This is a genomic window from Pseudonocardia xinjiangensis, from assembly GCF_050948425.1.
GTDB lineage: Bacteria > Actinomycetota > Actinomycetes > Mycobacteriales > Pseudonocardiaceae > Pseudonocardia > Pseudonocardia xinjiangensis.
In genome coordinates this window covers 2,481,694-2,494,867 of record NZ_CP192009.1, presented here as the reverse complement: position 1 = coordinate 2,494,867, position 13,174 = coordinate 2,481,694, and the positions used below count along the sequence as shown (strand labels likewise).

Here is a 13,174-nt window from a genome sequence, read left to right as displayed (position 1 = left end):
GATCCCCTCTGCGATCGACCGCAGAACACCGGCGAAGGCCGCACTCTTCGGCAATGGAACTGCGGTCGGCCCACTGTTCATGGCGACCGTTTCCGGCTACGGCCAGAACACCCGGTTGCCGTTCACCGCGCACGTCATGAAGGGTGAGGGGCCCGGCCACGTGCCGGCACGCCACCGAACGACCGGCCCCCGCGAAAGGACGTCACCCGTGACCGACCCGGTGATCATCGGCAGTGAGCGCAGCGAGGCGGGCCTGCCCGCCGGAATGGCCGTGCTGCGCGCCGGTGGGAGCGCGCTCGACGCGGTGGAGGCGGCCCTGCTGCTGTGCGAGGACAACCTGGCCGACCACTACGTCGGCACCGGAGGGCTGCCCAACGCCCGCGGCGAGGTGGAGCTGGACGCGTCGGTGATGGTCGGCTCCACCCGGGCCTTCGGGGCGGTGGCCGCGGTGCGCGGCTACCCGCACCCGATCTCGGTGGCCCGGGCCGTCATGGAACGCCTCCCCCAGCACGCGTTGCTGGTGGGTGAGGGGGCCGAGCTGTTCGCCGCCGAGTGCGGCTTCACCACAGCCGAGCTCCTCACCGAGGAGGCCCGCAAGGCCTGGCACGACGCCCTGTCGGTCACCGAGGAGTCGGTGGAGGGCGAGAACACCCGGGCGGGCTCGGGCGACATCGCCTACCGGCTCGCGGCGCTGGAGCTGGTGAAGCGGCTGGCCCCGCACGAGGGACCGTGGGGCACGATCAACGTCCTGGCCCTCGACGAGAGCGGCGAGCTGGTGGTGGGCGTGTCCACCAGCGGTTACCCGTGGAAGTACCCCGGCCGGGTCGGGGACTCCGCGATCGCCGGGGCGGGCAACTACTGCGACCTGCGCCACGGCGGCGCGGCGTGCACCGGGCGCGGCGAGCTGAGCATCCGCGCCACCGGTGCCCGGGTCGTCGTGGACCGGCTCGCCGCCGGCGACGACCCGGAGACGGCGTGCGCCGCCATGCTGGCCGACGCGGCCACCCTGCCCGACACCTTCCGGGCGGAGCTGCGCACGCTCGCTCTCACCCCCGACGGGCGCCACGGCGGCGCCGCGGGCCAGGCGGGCTCGACCTACTCGGTGATGACCGCGGCCGACCAGGAGGTCCGGTTCCTCCCGAGGCGGGCGGTCGGCCCAGCGTGAACGGGTCGCGGGTACCGCCGGTGAGCTCGACCCACACCGACTTGCTCTCGAGGTATTCGTCGAGCCCGGCCCGGCGCCACCACGCGGTAGGCGTTGATCCAGACGGTGCCTGCCCGCAGCCGGGCGGCCGTCGGCCGGACGAACAGCCCTCCCAGCCCTTCGTCGGCGGCACCGCCGTTGGCGATCGTGGCGCCCTCGGTGCGGGCCGTGTCCGGGAACACGATCTGCGGCGACTCGCCCCCCAGCTCGACGAGTGGCCGACATCCCCGTCCACCAGCGGTGTGGGCTGCCTCACGTCGAGGCCACCGCGGGCGCCTCCGCCGTCCTACGCTCGGAGTATGAGCGCACCACCCGGTCCGGTCTCGCCGGCCGTCATGCGGGAGGTGCTGGGTCACTTCGTCTCCGGCATCGTGGTGGTCACCGCCACGGGCCAGGACGGGCCGATCGGCTTCACCTGCCAGTCCTTCGCCTCCCTGTCGCTCGATCCCCCGCTGATCACCTTCGCGCCGGCGCGGTCGTCGTCGACGTGGCCCCGGATCCGTGACGTCGGCGCGTTCTGCGTCAACGTCCTCGCCGCCGACCACCAGGAGCTCAGCGCCGGGTTCGCCCGTTCCGGGGTCGACAAGTTCGCCGGGGTGCCGTGGCGCCCGGCGCCGTCCGGCGCGCCGATCCTCGACGGCGTCAGCGCGTGGATCGACTGCTCGCTGTGGAACGAGTACGACGGCGGTGACCACACGGTCGCCATCGGCCGTGTGCGCGACCTCGGTGCCGACCCAGCTCGCCTGCCCCTGCTGTACTACCGCGGCCGCTACGGCGTGACGGCCGATCCGGAGGAGAGCTGATGACCGAGTCGTTGTCCGTGCTGGGGATCGCGGGTGGGCCGGATGCGGGCGGGCGCACCAGCACCGCGATCGCCGGGGTCCTCGCCGGTGCCGCCGCCGCGGGCGCCGCCACCACGCTGGTGGAGCTGGGCTCCACCGAGCTCCCCGAGGTGGTCGCCGCGATCGACGCCGCCGATGCCGTGGTGCTCGGCAGCCCCGTCTACCGCGCCACCTACAGCGCCCTGCTCAAGGGGCTGCTCGAGGGCACCGAGCGCGGCAAGTGGGGCGAGAGCACCGCACCGCTGCAGGGCAAGGCCGCGGCCATCGTCCTCACCGGGGCGAGCGGCCACCACTTCCTCGCGCTCGGCGACCTGCGCAACGTGCTGGCGAGCTTCTTCGCGGTGCAGGTGCTGTCCCCCGGGCTCTACTTCGACCACGGCGGCTACGTCGACCGCACCACGCTCACCGAGGACAGCGCCGCCCTGGCTGCCGCGCACGGCGCCGCGCTGGTGGACCTGACCGCCGCGATCCGCTCGTCGAAGGCGCTCAGCGCGATCACGCCGCAGGTCTAGGGGTCGCCGCGCCCCGGTGCCCGAAGGGCCGGTACGAACGGGCAACCGCCCTTCCCCCGTGACCGACCGCTCGACCGTGATGCGGGCGGAACGAGCGCCCTAGCCTGGAACGTGGGTCGCTCATGCCCGGACCAGGGAGCACCAGCGGGCGGGAACGGACGGGGAAGGCGTGAGATGAGGGTATCCGACGGAACGCGCGACCGGCCCCGACCGGACCGCTCACCGGCACGCCACGCGTCCGCGAAGGCCGCTGACGAACGCGACCCCCGCGTTTCGTTGCTCCGGATGCAGGGCACCGTCGGCAACGCCGCGGTCACCCAGCTGATCCAGCGGGCCGTTCCGGTGCAACGTTTCGGCCAGCAGCAGGTGAGCAGCGGAACCGGACCGGGGCCGAACTTCGTCTCGCAGACCCCCCACACGTGGCTGCGGACGCGGCCCGCAGCCGAGACGCCCGCCGGGCAGCTGCCCTGGGCGCTCAGCCACGACGCCCCGTCGCTCAGCCCGTCGGCGGAGAATCCGGTTCCCGTCCGGGTCTCGGCGAAGGCGGACCTCGCCGTGCACGATGCTCCGAACCTCGAGCCGAAGGAGTTCTACAGCAGCTCATCGGTGTTGGAGGAGTCCGTGGCCGCGCTGCGGGCCACCGGCAGTTTCTACCGGCTGAAACAGCGGCCCGAGACCATCAGGGTCGCGGGTTCGGACGGCCGCCGGAGAACCCTGAACCGCGTGGTGGCAGCTCCCGCGCCGTCGTCGGCTCGACGCTTCGGACAGCGCACCGAGGACGAGTGCATCGAGGTCGCCGGGCTGCTGATGGGCATTCCCCGGCGCCGGCGGCGCGGGGAGATCATCGGAGACGACGGCAGGCAGTACTCCGAGCAGCGTGCCCTCGAGCTCGGCCACCGGATGACCCCGGCCGGCCCCGGACGTCCTGCGTCCGGCGACGGCACGTTCGACGAGCGCGCGGCCGTCGAGGCCTACGGGGCGGCCCATCGCGCGGGGACCCTGGTGGGCGCGCAGGAGATGGGCCTCAACCAGTACGCCAATCCGGGCGTCGGGCAGTCCTTCGCGATCACCTCGCTGGGCAGCGACGGGCCGGACTTCGCGGCGCCCGGCGGTACCCGGTCGCCCGACGACCCGCCCTGGAACTTCCACTTCGGAGGGGTGGTGGCCAGGTCGGGGAACGACCGGGTCACCATGGAGAACTACACCCGCTCGGCGGTGACCGCGGTCGCCGAACTCCACACGGTGCTGATCCAGCGCTACCGGCAACGGACGAACCCGCTGATCCAGCGGTGGCAGGAACTGCGCCACCCCGGCCGCTACACGGACCCGTTCGCCCCCGTGGGTCCTGCCATGGAGGCCGTACGGAAGCTGATCGACAAGGAGGCCGCCCGGGTGGGCGGCGACGGGGAGAAGGAGTACCTGCGCCTGGTCGACGACGCGATCAAGCACGAGCGCTGGTACTTCCGGATGTACGGCGGCGAACCGGGTCAGAGCTTCCACGAGCAGGTGTACGGGGGCGGCGCCGCCAACTCGGTGATCAACCCGGTCACGGTCGCGGTCCAGCGGCCTGCGCAGGACCTGTCGGGGTTCTACGGAACGCAGATGCCACCTGCCGGGCCACAGGTGCCGTACCCGGGCCCTCAGGTCCCCTACCCCGCGCCGCAGATGCCGTACCCCTACGGGGGCTACCCGGGCCGCCCGTTCGGGTAGCCGCTCCGCCGCGGTCACGCGCAGGCCTACGAGGGCAGCACCACGGCCAGGCCGTCGAGCAGTCGCTGCAGGCCGAACTCGAAGAGCGCGTCCAGGTCGAAGTCGTACGGGGTGGAGAGCACCCGTTCGAACGTCGGGAAGCGGCCGTCGCCGAGGACCGAGCGCATGGCTGCTTCCTGCGTGTCCATCCACTCGTCGGGGTTGAGTCCGGTGGCCGCCTCGGCCTCGGCCTCGGGTTCGAGGTTCACCGCCGTCCCACGCACATAGTTGACGAGCGTGAGGTAGGTGGTCATGACTGTCGCGTGGTCGGCGCCGCAACCCTCGAACGAAGCCAGCGTCCACTCGAACAGGGCCAGCCCTCCGGCGACGGCCTGCGGCCGCGTCATCGACACCACCGGGGCGAGCCAGGGGTGGCGGCGGAACAACGCCCACAGCGTGCGGCCCACGATCTCGAGCCGGGGCCGCCACCCGTCCGGAGCGTCCGCAGGCGGTCGCCACTCGCTCAGAGCGGCGTCCAACATCCGCAGCACGAGGTCGTCCTTGTCGACGACGTGCCGGTAAAGGGCCATGGTGGCCGCTCCGAGCTCGGCGGCCACCCGTCGCATCGACAGGCCGTCGAGCCCTTCGGCGTCGGCGATGGCGATGGCGACGGCCACGATCCGCTCGGGGGTCAGGACGGCGTCGGGTGCGGGGCGGACGCGGGGCCGCGCCTGATCGAGCGCCGGTTCCGATGCTGCCGGAGGCACGACCGGCCGGGGCGGCGTCGTCCCCGGGCGCGTCTCCACCACGGTGCCCGAACCGGGCACAGCGCGTACCAGCCCCTCCTGGCGCAGCACGCCCAGCACCTTGGTGGCGGTGGCCATGGCGACGCCCCAGTGCCGGGTGATCTCCCGCGTGGAAGGCACCCGGTCACCGGGCGCGAGATCACCCGTCTCGATCCGCCGGCGCAGCTCGGCGACGATCCGCGCATACGGCGGACTGCTCTCCACGATCCCTCCGTACTAGTGCACTTCGGCCGCGGACGAGACTAGCGACTCCGCGTCGACCCGTCGAGGCAGGTCGACCCCAGAATGCCCGCACTAGTGCACCCTGTCTTAGCATTTATGCAGCTAGATGGCTTGATTCGAACTGTTTGTACGTCGTACGCTAACGCGCATGAAGAACACGAACATCCTCATCTCCGGGGCGAGCATCGCCGGGCCCGCACTGGCGTACTGGCTACGCAGAAATGGCTTCACCCCCACCGTCGTCGAGCGGGCGCCCGCACTACGGCCCGGCGGCCAGGCCGTCGACCTGCGCGGCGCGGGCCGCACGGTCGTCGAGCGCATGGGCCTGATGGACGACGTGCGGGCCGTCGCCCTCGACCAGCGCGGTCTCGCCTACGTCGACGACGCCGGCCACATCAAGGCCCGGCTCGGGGCCGACGCGTTCGGCGGCGAAGGCATCGTCTCCGAGATCGAGGTCCTGCGCGGCGACCTCGCCGAGGTACTCCACCGCGCGAGCCTTCCGGGCACCGAGTACCTGTTCGACGACACGATCACCGGGATCGACCAGGACGACGACGGCGTCACGGTGACCTTCGAGAAGGCCGCGCCCCGCCGCTTCGGGCTCGTCATCGGCGCCGACGGGCTGCACTCGGCCGTCCGGGGCCTCGCGTTCGGCCCAGAGTCGGACTCGGTCCGCCCGATCGGCTGCTACACCGCCTGGTTCACCGCGCCGGCCGACATCGATCTCGACGGCTGGTACCTCATGCACAACGCCCCCGGCGGTCTCGTCGCCTCGGCCCGGCCGGGCCGGCTCCCCCACGAGATCAAGGCCGGTCTCAGCTTCCGCTCGGAGCCGATCGCGTACGACCGCCGGGACATCGCCCAGCAGCGCGACATCGTGGCCCGGCGCCTCGCCGGCGTCGGGTGGGAGACCCCGCGACTCCTCGCGGCCATGCGGGAGGCGCCCGACTTCGCGTTCGACTCCATGGGCCAGGTGCACCTCGACCGGTGGTCGGCGGGCCGGGTCGTGCTGCTCGGCGACGCGGGCTACTGCCCGAGCCCGCTGACCGGACTGGGCACGAGCCTCGCCCTCGTCGGCGCCCACGTGCTCGCGGGCGAGCTCGCCGCCGCCGACGGCGACCACCGCACCGCGTTCGCGCGCTACGAGCAGGTGATGCGGCCCTACGTCACCGAAGGCCAGAAGCTGCCGCCCGGCGGCGTGAGCGGGTACGCGCCGCAGGGCCGGTTCGAGATCCGCATGCGGACGGCCTCGATGAACTGGATGACGCGCTGGCCGTTGCGGCCCTTGATCGCCGCGCAGTTCGCCAAGGCCGGCAACATCGCGCTGCCGGACTACGGGCAGCGGGTCGAACCGCGGGTCTCGTGATCGCCGCGAGATCCGGGTTCCGGCCCGTCGGAGGGCAACGAGCAGGATCTCGCAACGATCAAGCGCCTGTGCCGCGCACGTCGGCCGGGCCGCTCGCGGTCAGGGCTGCGGTGGCGCGGGCGGCGGCCCGTGCCGCGTCCACGTCCCGCACGGTCTGCTTCACCCCGGCCACCGCGGGCGGTGCCACGCTCAACTCCCGCACCCCGAGCCCGACCAGCAGTTCGGCGGCGAGCGGATCGGCCGCCGCCTCGCCGCAGACGGCCACCAGTACCCGTTCCCCCGCCGCCCGGCACACGGCGTCGACGAGGCGGAGCACGCCGGGGTCGAGGGGGTCGGCCAGCGCGGCGACCGCCGGGTTGCCCCGCTCGGCGGCGAGCGCGTACTGGGTGAGGTCGTTGGTGCCGATGCTGAAGAAGTCGACGTGCGGCACGAACGCCGCCGCCTTCAGCGCCGCCGCCGGAACCTCGACCATGATCCCCACCTCCAGCCCGGGCGGTGTGCCCCGGCCCTCCCGGGTGATCGCCGCGTCCAGCGCGCGGCGGGCGACAACCAGCTCGTCGAGCGTGGTGACCATCGGGAACATCAGGCTCACCGGCGCGTCGTGGGCCACCCGCACCGCGGCCAGCAGCTGGTCGGCGAGCAGGTCCGGGAACGCCGTGGCCAGCCGGATCCCGCGCAGGCCGAGGAACGGGTTGGCCTCGGCGGGCAGCGGCAGGTAGGGCAGCGGCTTGTCGCCACCGACGTCGAGGGTGCGCAGGGTGATCCGCTTCCCGCCAAGCGCGATGGCGACGGCGCGGTAGGCCGCCTCCTGCTCGTCGACGTCCGGGGCGGCCGCGCGCCCGAGGAAGAGGAACTCGGTGCGCACCAGCCCGACCAGGTCGGCACCGCCGGCCACGGCCGCCGTCGCCTCGGCGGGCGAGCCGACGTTCGCCCCGACGAGCACGGTGACGCCGTCCCGCGTCACCGCCGGGGCGGCGGACAGTTCGCGGGCCTCCCGGTCCCGGACAGCCTGCGCGGCGGCGCGCTCCCGGAACACCGCGACGGTGTCGGGCGCGGGGTCGACGACGAGCTCGCCCGTGGTCCCGTCCAGCGCGATCAGCGTGCCGTCGGGCACCTCCAGCACCTGCGCACCGGCCCCGAGGACCGCCGGCACGCCGCGGGCCCGGAGCAGGATCGCGCTGTGTGCGGTGGGGCTCCCGCCCCCGAGCACCACACCCGCCACGCGCGCCGGGTCCAGCGCCGCGGCGCGGGCCGGGGTGAGGTCGGCGGCGACGAGTACGGCGGGCGGCCCGTCGGCGCGGCCGTCCGCGTGGTCGTCCGGGGTGTCGGCAGCACCCCCGACGAGGGCGCGGAGCACCTGGTCCGCGACGGCCCGGACGTCTGCGGCGCGGGCCGCGAGGTACGGGTCGGGCAGGGCGTCGAAGGCGGCCGCGGCGCGTTCCGCGGCGTCGGACCAGGCCCGCTCGGCCGCCGCCCCGTCCCCGATGCCCGCGCCGGCGTCCTCCACCAGCTCGGCGTCGTCGAGCAGCAGCAGGTGGGCGTCGAAGATCGCCGCCTCGGCGGGGCCCAGCTCCGCGGCGGCGGCGGCGCGGCCGGCCCGGATCTCGGACGTGACCGTGGCGATGGCGGCGTCGAGGCGCGCCCGCTCGTCGGCCGGATCGCCTGCGGGCGCGTCGGGCACCACCACGGGCGCGGCCGCGTCGGACCGGGCTGGCCCGACCGCGATCCCGGGCGACGCCGGGAGCGGGGCGCCCGATCCGGGCAACTCGGGTGCGGAAAGCGGGCGACTCGCGGGGGTGGGGGGTGCGGCGGGGAGCGACTCGGGCGCCGAAACCGGGCGACTCGCGGGGGTGGGTGTCTCGTCGAAGCCGCGGGCGGCGAGGGCGAGCACCGCGTCCACCGCGGCGCGCGCCTCCTCCCCCGAGGCGGCGACCTCGATGCGGTGCCCGTGCAGGGCCGCCAGGGTGGCCACCCGGGCGAGGCTCGACGCGGGCGCCCACGCCGAGTCGGTGGTGGCGTTGCGCAGCCGCACCCGGGCGCCGTCCAGCTCACGGACGAGCGCGACCAGGCGGGCCGCGGGGCGGGCGTGCAGGCCGTGCGGGGTGGACACGGTGAAGCTCTCGACGATCTCCGGCTGCGCCGCCGGCTCGGGCGCCTCCGGCTCGGGTGTCGCGCCCGGCTCGACCGGCGCCAGCTGCGCGAGCTTCCCGCTCAGCGCCCCGGCGGCCTCCGCCGCCACCTCCGCCCGGTCGGCGCCGCCCGCCGCGGCCACCGCGGCCACGACGAGGCCCTCCACCAGCGGGGCGGGGCACAGCAGCACACGGTCGCGCGCGTCCGGGTCGTCGAGCAGTTCCAGTGCCAGCTCGGCGGAGAGCACGGCGCTGCCGAGGTCCATCAGCACGACCACGCCGGACCCGGTGTCGGCCGTCCCGATGGCCGCGGCGATGGCCACCGCGTCAGTGCCGAGCGCGCCGTCGTCCACCCCGGCGGCCACCTCGATCGGCAGGCCGCCCGGCGCCATCTCCCTGGCCAGCTCGACGGCCGCGTCGGCCAGCGCCCTGCTGTGCGAGACGACCACGAGCCCGACCGGAGGCGTCACCGGCCCTCCCGCCGCCGCGGCCCGGACGTGCTCATCCCAGCGTGTCCGCCGCCGCGGCGATCAGCATGGCGGCCGACGTGGCGCCCGGATCCTGGTGGCCGATGCTCCGCTCGCCGAGGTAGCTGGCCCGGCCCTTGCGGGCCTGCAACGGAGTGGTGGCGTCGCGCCCGGCGGCCGCCGCGGCGGCCGCGGCCCGCAGCGCACCCGCGAAGTCCTCCCCGCCCAGCGCCGCGTCGAGCGCGTCGACAGCGGGCGCGAGGGCGTCGTACATCGTCTTGTCGCCCGCCTCCGCCTTGCCCCGCGCGACGATCCCGTCCACCCCGGCGCGGAGCGCGGCCGCGAACCCGGCCTGGTCGAGCGCATCGGTGGCCCCGGCAGCGGTGGCCATCCGCAGGAAGAACGTGCCGTAGAGCGCGCCGCTGGCACCCCCGACGGAGCTCACGAGCGTCATGCCGGTCTGCTTCAGCAGCGCGGCGGGACCCTCCGGCGGGCTCCCGTCGAGCTTCGCGAGCACGGCCTTCAGCCCGCGGGCGAGGTTGGACCCGTGGTCGGCGTCGCCGATCGCCGAGTCGAGCCGGGTGAGCATCCCCTCGTTCTCGGCCACCGCGGTGGCGAACGCCCGGATCCAGCGATCGATCCCGGCGGCGTCGATCGTCGCGGTCGAGTCGGCCATCACGCTCTCCAGCCCATCAGACGTCCCTGTCCTCTCGCTCGCCATGGGGCATTTACACGCCCCAGCGCAGCCCCGGCGTGCGCACCGGCGCGTCCCAGAGCCGCAGCATGTCCTCGTCCAGCTTCAGCAAGGTCACCGAGCAGCCCGCCATCTCCAGGCTCGTGATGTAGGGCCCCACCAGCGACCGGACGACGGTCACCCCGGACTTCGCCAGGATCGTCGCCACTTCGTTGTACATGAGGTAGAGCTCCAGGAGGGGGGTGCCGCCCATCCCGTTGACGAACGCGAGCACGCCGTCACCACCGGTGAAGTCCAGGTCGCTCAGGATCGGCTCGACGAGCATCTCGGCCACCTCGCGGGCGGGCGCGGTGGGCACCCGGCGGCGCCCGGGCTCGCCGTGGATCCCGATGCCGATCTCGATCTCGTCGTCGGGCAGGTCGAACGTGGGGCGCCCGGCGGCGGGCACGGTGCACGACGTGAGCGCCATGCCCATGCTGCGTCCCGCGGCGTCGACCCGGCGGGCGACGTCGGCCACCGCGGCCAGGTCCCGTCCCTCGGCCGCGGCCGCTCCGGCGATCTTCTCGACCAGCACGGTGACCCCGACGCCCCGCCGACCGGCCGTGTACAGGCTGTCCTGCACCGCGACGTCGTCGTCGGTGACCACGGCCACCACCTCGACGCCGGACTCGGCGGCGGCGAGCTCGGCCGCCATGTCGAAGTTCATCACGTCGCCGGTGTAGTTCTTGACGATGTGCAGCACCCCGGCACCGCCGTCCACGCCGCGGGTGGCCGCCATCACCTGTTCGGGCACGGGCGAGGTGAAGATCTCACCCGCGCAGGCGGCGTCGAGCATGCCGGGACCGACGAAACCACCGTGCAGGGGTTCGTGGCCCGAGCCGCCGCCGGACACCAGCGCGACCTTCCCCTGGACCGGTGCGTCGGCCCGGTAGATGATCTTGTTCTCGTGGTCGATCCGCAGCTCGGGATGCGCCGCGGCCATCCCGAGCAGAGCTTCCGAGACGACGTCGGCCGGGTCGTTGATCAGCTTTTTCACAGCGGTCCCTCTTCGACAGATCATCAGTGAAAGTCGAACTACCTCCGGCGTAAGCTACGCCGCTGTGGGTGCAGGCACTACCGCTCCGATCGGCGTGGGCATCGGCTTGGCCGCTGTCGCCCGCCCCGCGTACATCACCTCCGGGCGCGCCTTGGACCTCGGCGGACATCGGAGCATCGAGGAGCTACGGGCCCGCACCACGGCGGTGCTCGACACCGCGTACGCCGCAGGCGTGCGCTATCTCGACGCTGCGCGTTCCTACGGGCGCGCCGAGGAGTTCCTCGCCGGCTGGCTCGCCGCCCACCCCGAGATCGACGATGTGGTGATCGGGTCGAAATGGGGCTACCGGTACGTCGGCGGATGGCAGCTCGACGTGCCCGTCCACGAGGTGAAGGACCACTCGCTCGCCGCCTTCACCGAGCAGCTGGCCGAGACCGCGGCGCTGCTCGGGCCGCGCTTGGCCATCTATCACGTGCACTCCGCCACGCTCGACACCGGCGTCCTGGACGACACCGCGCTGCACCGGGCGCTGGCCGCGCTGCGCGACCGCGGGGTGCGGGTGGGCGTGTCCACGTCGGGCCCGGGCCAGCCGGAGGCGGTGCTCAAGGCCCTGGATGTGGAGGTGGACGGCGCCCCGCTGTTCACCTCGATCCAGGCCACCTGGAACCTGTTGGAGCAGTCCGTCGGCCCCGCGCTGGCCGAGGCCGCCGCCCGGGGCGCTCTGGTGATCGTCAAGGAGGGGGTCGCGAACGGGCGGCTCACCCCGGGCGCGTCGGACACCCCGCCCCGCGTCGTGGAGATCGCCGAGCGGCTCGGCGTCCCCCTCGACCAGCTCGCGCTCGGCGCCGCACTGGCCCAGCCATGGGCGTGGTCCGTGCTCTCCGGTGGGGTCACCCCCGCGCAGGTGGAGAGCAACGCGGCGGCCGCCGCGGTGCAGCTGCCCGAGGACGTGCTGGCCGAGCTGGGCGAGCTGGCGGAGGACCCGAAGACCTACTGGTCAGCGCGCGCATCCCGCGCCTGGAGCTGAAGCCCCCCCCGAGGTTCAGGAAAGCCACGTTCCTGCCCTGTGGGGGCCTGAAAGTGGCTTTCCTGAACTTCCGCGTGGGCCGGCCAGCGCCGTCACGAGGGGGCCGAGTGCGTCGAGGCTGTGGGCGCTGACCACCTCGTCGCAGTACGGCCACGCGGCCGCCATGCCGCCGGCGAGCGGCCGGTAGTCCGGGTGGCGGGTTCGCGGGTTGGCCCAGACGATCCGGTACGCGACCTGCCGCAGGCGGGCCATCTCCCGGCGCAGCTGCTCGGGGTCACCGGTCTCCCACCCGTCGGACAGGATGAGCACCACCGCGCCGCGGGCCATCCCGCGGCGCCCGTACTCGTCGTTGAACCGGCCAATGCCTCGCCGATGCGGGTGCCGCCGGACCAGTCGGGGGCCAACAGCGCCGCCCGGCGCAGCGCGACGGCCGGGGTGGAGCGGGCCAGCGCCTTGGTCAGCCTGGTCAGCCGGGTGGCGAAGGTGAACACCACGGCGCGCTGCGCGCCCGCGGCGCAGTAGAGCAGCTGGATCAGGGCGCGGGCGTAGGGCTCCATCGAGCCGGAGATGTCGCAGAGCACCACCAGCCGCCGCGGGCGGGCGCGGGCGCGACGGCGGGCGAGGCGCACCGGGTCGCCCCCGGTGCGCCCGGCCTCGCGCAGTGTGGAGCGCAGGTCGATGCGCTCCCCGTGGGAGGCCCGGCGCATGCGGCGGCTCCGGCGGACCGGCGTGGCCAAGCGCAGCGCCCGCATCGCGCCGGTCAGGCGGGCGAGCTCCGGCGCCGAGAGCGCCTCGAACTCCCGCCCGGCGAGACGTTCCGTAGCCGCCGCCGAGGCCCGGAGGGGCGCCTCCCGCTGCGCCCGTTCGCCGGTCGGAGCCGCCGCACGCGGCATGCCCCCGCCCGTGGCCTGGTCACCCTGCGGGTCACCCCCGGAGGGCGCGGTCGCCGGTGCCGCGGCGAGGGGCGGGGCGTTCGGGTCCCCGCGCGGTCCGGCGTCGTCGGCCACGCCCTCGAAGACCGCCGCGAACACGCGGTCGAGCAGCGGGAGCTGCTCCGGGTGGGAGACGAGGGTGGCCACGGCGCAGTGTCGCAGCCGCCGCGTCGTGGTCGGCGCGACCTCGACGACGGCACGGGCGAACCGCGCCGCCCGGTCCGGCCCGACGGGCAGCCCGGCGTCGT

General features: G+C 74.4%; 10 protein-coding genes and 1 pseudogene. 6 read left to right on the top strand and 5 right to left on the bottom strand.

Translation table 11 applies throughout. From position 1 onward, the window contains the following. The first annotated feature begins 208 nt into the window (after positions 1 to 208). The 4 genes from ACQPZA_RS11880 to ACQPZA_RS11865 all read left to right on the top strand — a co-directional run bounded on the left by ACQPZA_RS11880 (position 209) and on the right by ACQPZA_RS11865 (position 4,268). Positions 209 to 1,165, top strand: coding sequence for an isoaspartyl peptidase/L-asparaginase (locus ACQPZA_RS11880; protein ID WP_433280483.1), 957 nt, complete (start codon positions 209 to 211; stop codon positions 1,163 to 1,165). Between the two features lie 338 nt (positions 1,166 to 1,503). Continuing rightward, the gene (locus ACQPZA_RS11875; RefSeq protein ID WP_169396451.1) at positions 1,504 to 2,007 is read left to right on the top strand and encodes a flavin reductase family protein; all 504 of its coding nucleotides are present in this window, start codon (positions 1,504 to 1,506) and stop codon (positions 2,005 to 2,007) included. Then, positions 2,007 to 2,558 (top strand): NAD(P)H-dependent oxidoreductase, encoded by a 552-nt coding sequence (locus ACQPZA_RS11870; RefSeq protein ID WP_433280480.1) that lies wholly within the window; start codon positions 2,007 to 2,009, stop codon positions 2,556 to 2,558. Before ACQPZA_RS11875 ends, ACQPZA_RS11870 begins: the two co-directional genes overlap by 1 nt. A 285-nt stretch (positions 2,559 to 2,843) precedes the next feature. Further along, positions 2,844 to 4,268 carry a hypothetical protein gene (locus ACQPZA_RS11865; RefSeq protein ID WP_433280479.1) on the top strand — a complete coding sequence of 475 codons (1,425 nt, stop codon included), beginning with the start codon at positions 2,844 to 2,846 and terminating at the stop codon, positions 4,266 to 4,268. Between the two features lie 26 nt (positions 4,269 to 4,294). On the opposite strand, the gene ACQPZA_RS11860 is transcribed toward ACQPZA_RS11865, so the two are convergent. Then, a complete protein-coding gene (locus ACQPZA_RS11860) occupies positions 4,295 to 5,257 on the bottom strand; it encodes a TetR/AcrR family transcriptional regulator C-terminal domain-containing protein (protein ID WP_433280477.1) in 963 nt (320 codons plus the stop codon). Between the two features lie 166 nt (positions 5,258 to 5,423). Between ACQPZA_RS11860 and ACQPZA_RS11855 the strand changes: the two genes are divergently transcribed. Continuing rightward, the gene (locus ACQPZA_RS11855; RefSeq protein ID WP_433280474.1) at positions 5,424 to 6,641 is read left to right on the top strand and encodes an FAD-dependent monooxygenase; all 1,218 of its coding nucleotides are present in this window, start codon (positions 5,424 to 5,426) and stop codon (positions 6,639 to 6,641) included. A 58-nt stretch (positions 6,642 to 6,699) separates the two neighbouring features. Here the strand turns inward: ACQPZA_RS11855 and ptsP are convergent, their stop codons facing one another. From ptsP to dhaK, 3 genes are read right to left on the bottom strand one after another with little or no spacing between them, the layout of a single operon-like run. Continuing rightward, the gene (gene ptsP / locus ACQPZA_RS11850) at positions 6,700 to 9,240 is read right to left on the bottom strand and encodes a phosphoenolpyruvate--protein phosphotransferase (protein ID WP_433280472.1); all 2,541 of its coding nucleotides are present in this window, start codon (positions 9,238 to 9,240) and stop codon (positions 6,700 to 6,702) included. Positions 9,241 to 9,271: 31 nt separating this feature from the next. Continuing rightward, positions 9,272 to 9,913, bottom strand: coding sequence for a dihydroxyacetone kinase subunit DhaL (dhaL, locus tag ACQPZA_RS11845; RefSeq protein WP_433280469.1), 642 nt, complete (start codon positions 9,911 to 9,913; stop codon positions 9,272 to 9,274). Between the two features lie 52 nt (positions 9,914 to 9,965). Continuing rightward, complete coding sequence (dhaK, locus tag ACQPZA_RS11840; protein WP_169400220.1) at positions 9,966 to 10,967, bottom strand: dihydroxyacetone kinase subunit DhaK; 1,002 nt, start codon at positions 10,965 to 10,967, stop codon at positions 9,966 to 9,968. Between the two features lie 64 nt (positions 10,968 to 11,031). On the opposite strand from dhaK, the gene ACQPZA_RS11835 reads away from it, so the two are divergent. Then, positions 11,032 to 11,994 (top strand): aldo/keto reductase, encoded by a 963-nt coding sequence (locus ACQPZA_RS11835; RefSeq protein ID WP_433280466.1) that lies wholly within the window; start codon positions 11,032 to 11,034, stop codon positions 11,992 to 11,994. A gap of 15 nt (positions 11,995 to 12,009) precedes the next feature. Here ACQPZA_RS11835 and ACQPZA_RS11830 read toward each other — a convergent pair. Continuing rightward, a pseudogene (locus tag ACQPZA_RS11830) lies at positions 12,010 to 12,701 on the bottom strand (vWA domain-containing protein). Positions 12,702 to 13,174: the final 473 nt, after the last annotated feature.

What these genes read in the sequence shown, in the direction of transcription:
- dhaL (WP_433280469.1), bottom strand. Translation starts at nt 9,913, where the DNA reads ATGGCCGACTCGACCGCGACGATCGACGCCGCCGGGATCGATCGCTGG.
- ACQPZA_RS11875 (WP_169396451.1), top strand. Translation starts at nt 1,504, where the DNA reads ATGAGCGCACCACCCGGTCCGGTCTCGCCGGCCGTCATGCGGGAGGTG.
- ACQPZA_RS11865 (WP_433280479.1), top strand. Translation starts at nt 2,844, where the DNA reads ATGCAGGGCACCGTCGGCAACGCCGCGGTCACCCAGCTGATCCAGCGG.
- ACQPZA_RS11855 (WP_433280474.1), top strand. Translation starts at nt 5,424, where the DNA reads ATGAAGAACACGAACATCCTCATCTCCGGGGCGAGCATCGCCGGGCCC.
- ACQPZA_RS11870 (WP_433280480.1), top strand. Translation starts at nt 2,007, where the DNA reads ATGACCGAGTCGTTGTCCGTGCTGGGGATCGCGGGTGGGCCGGATGCG.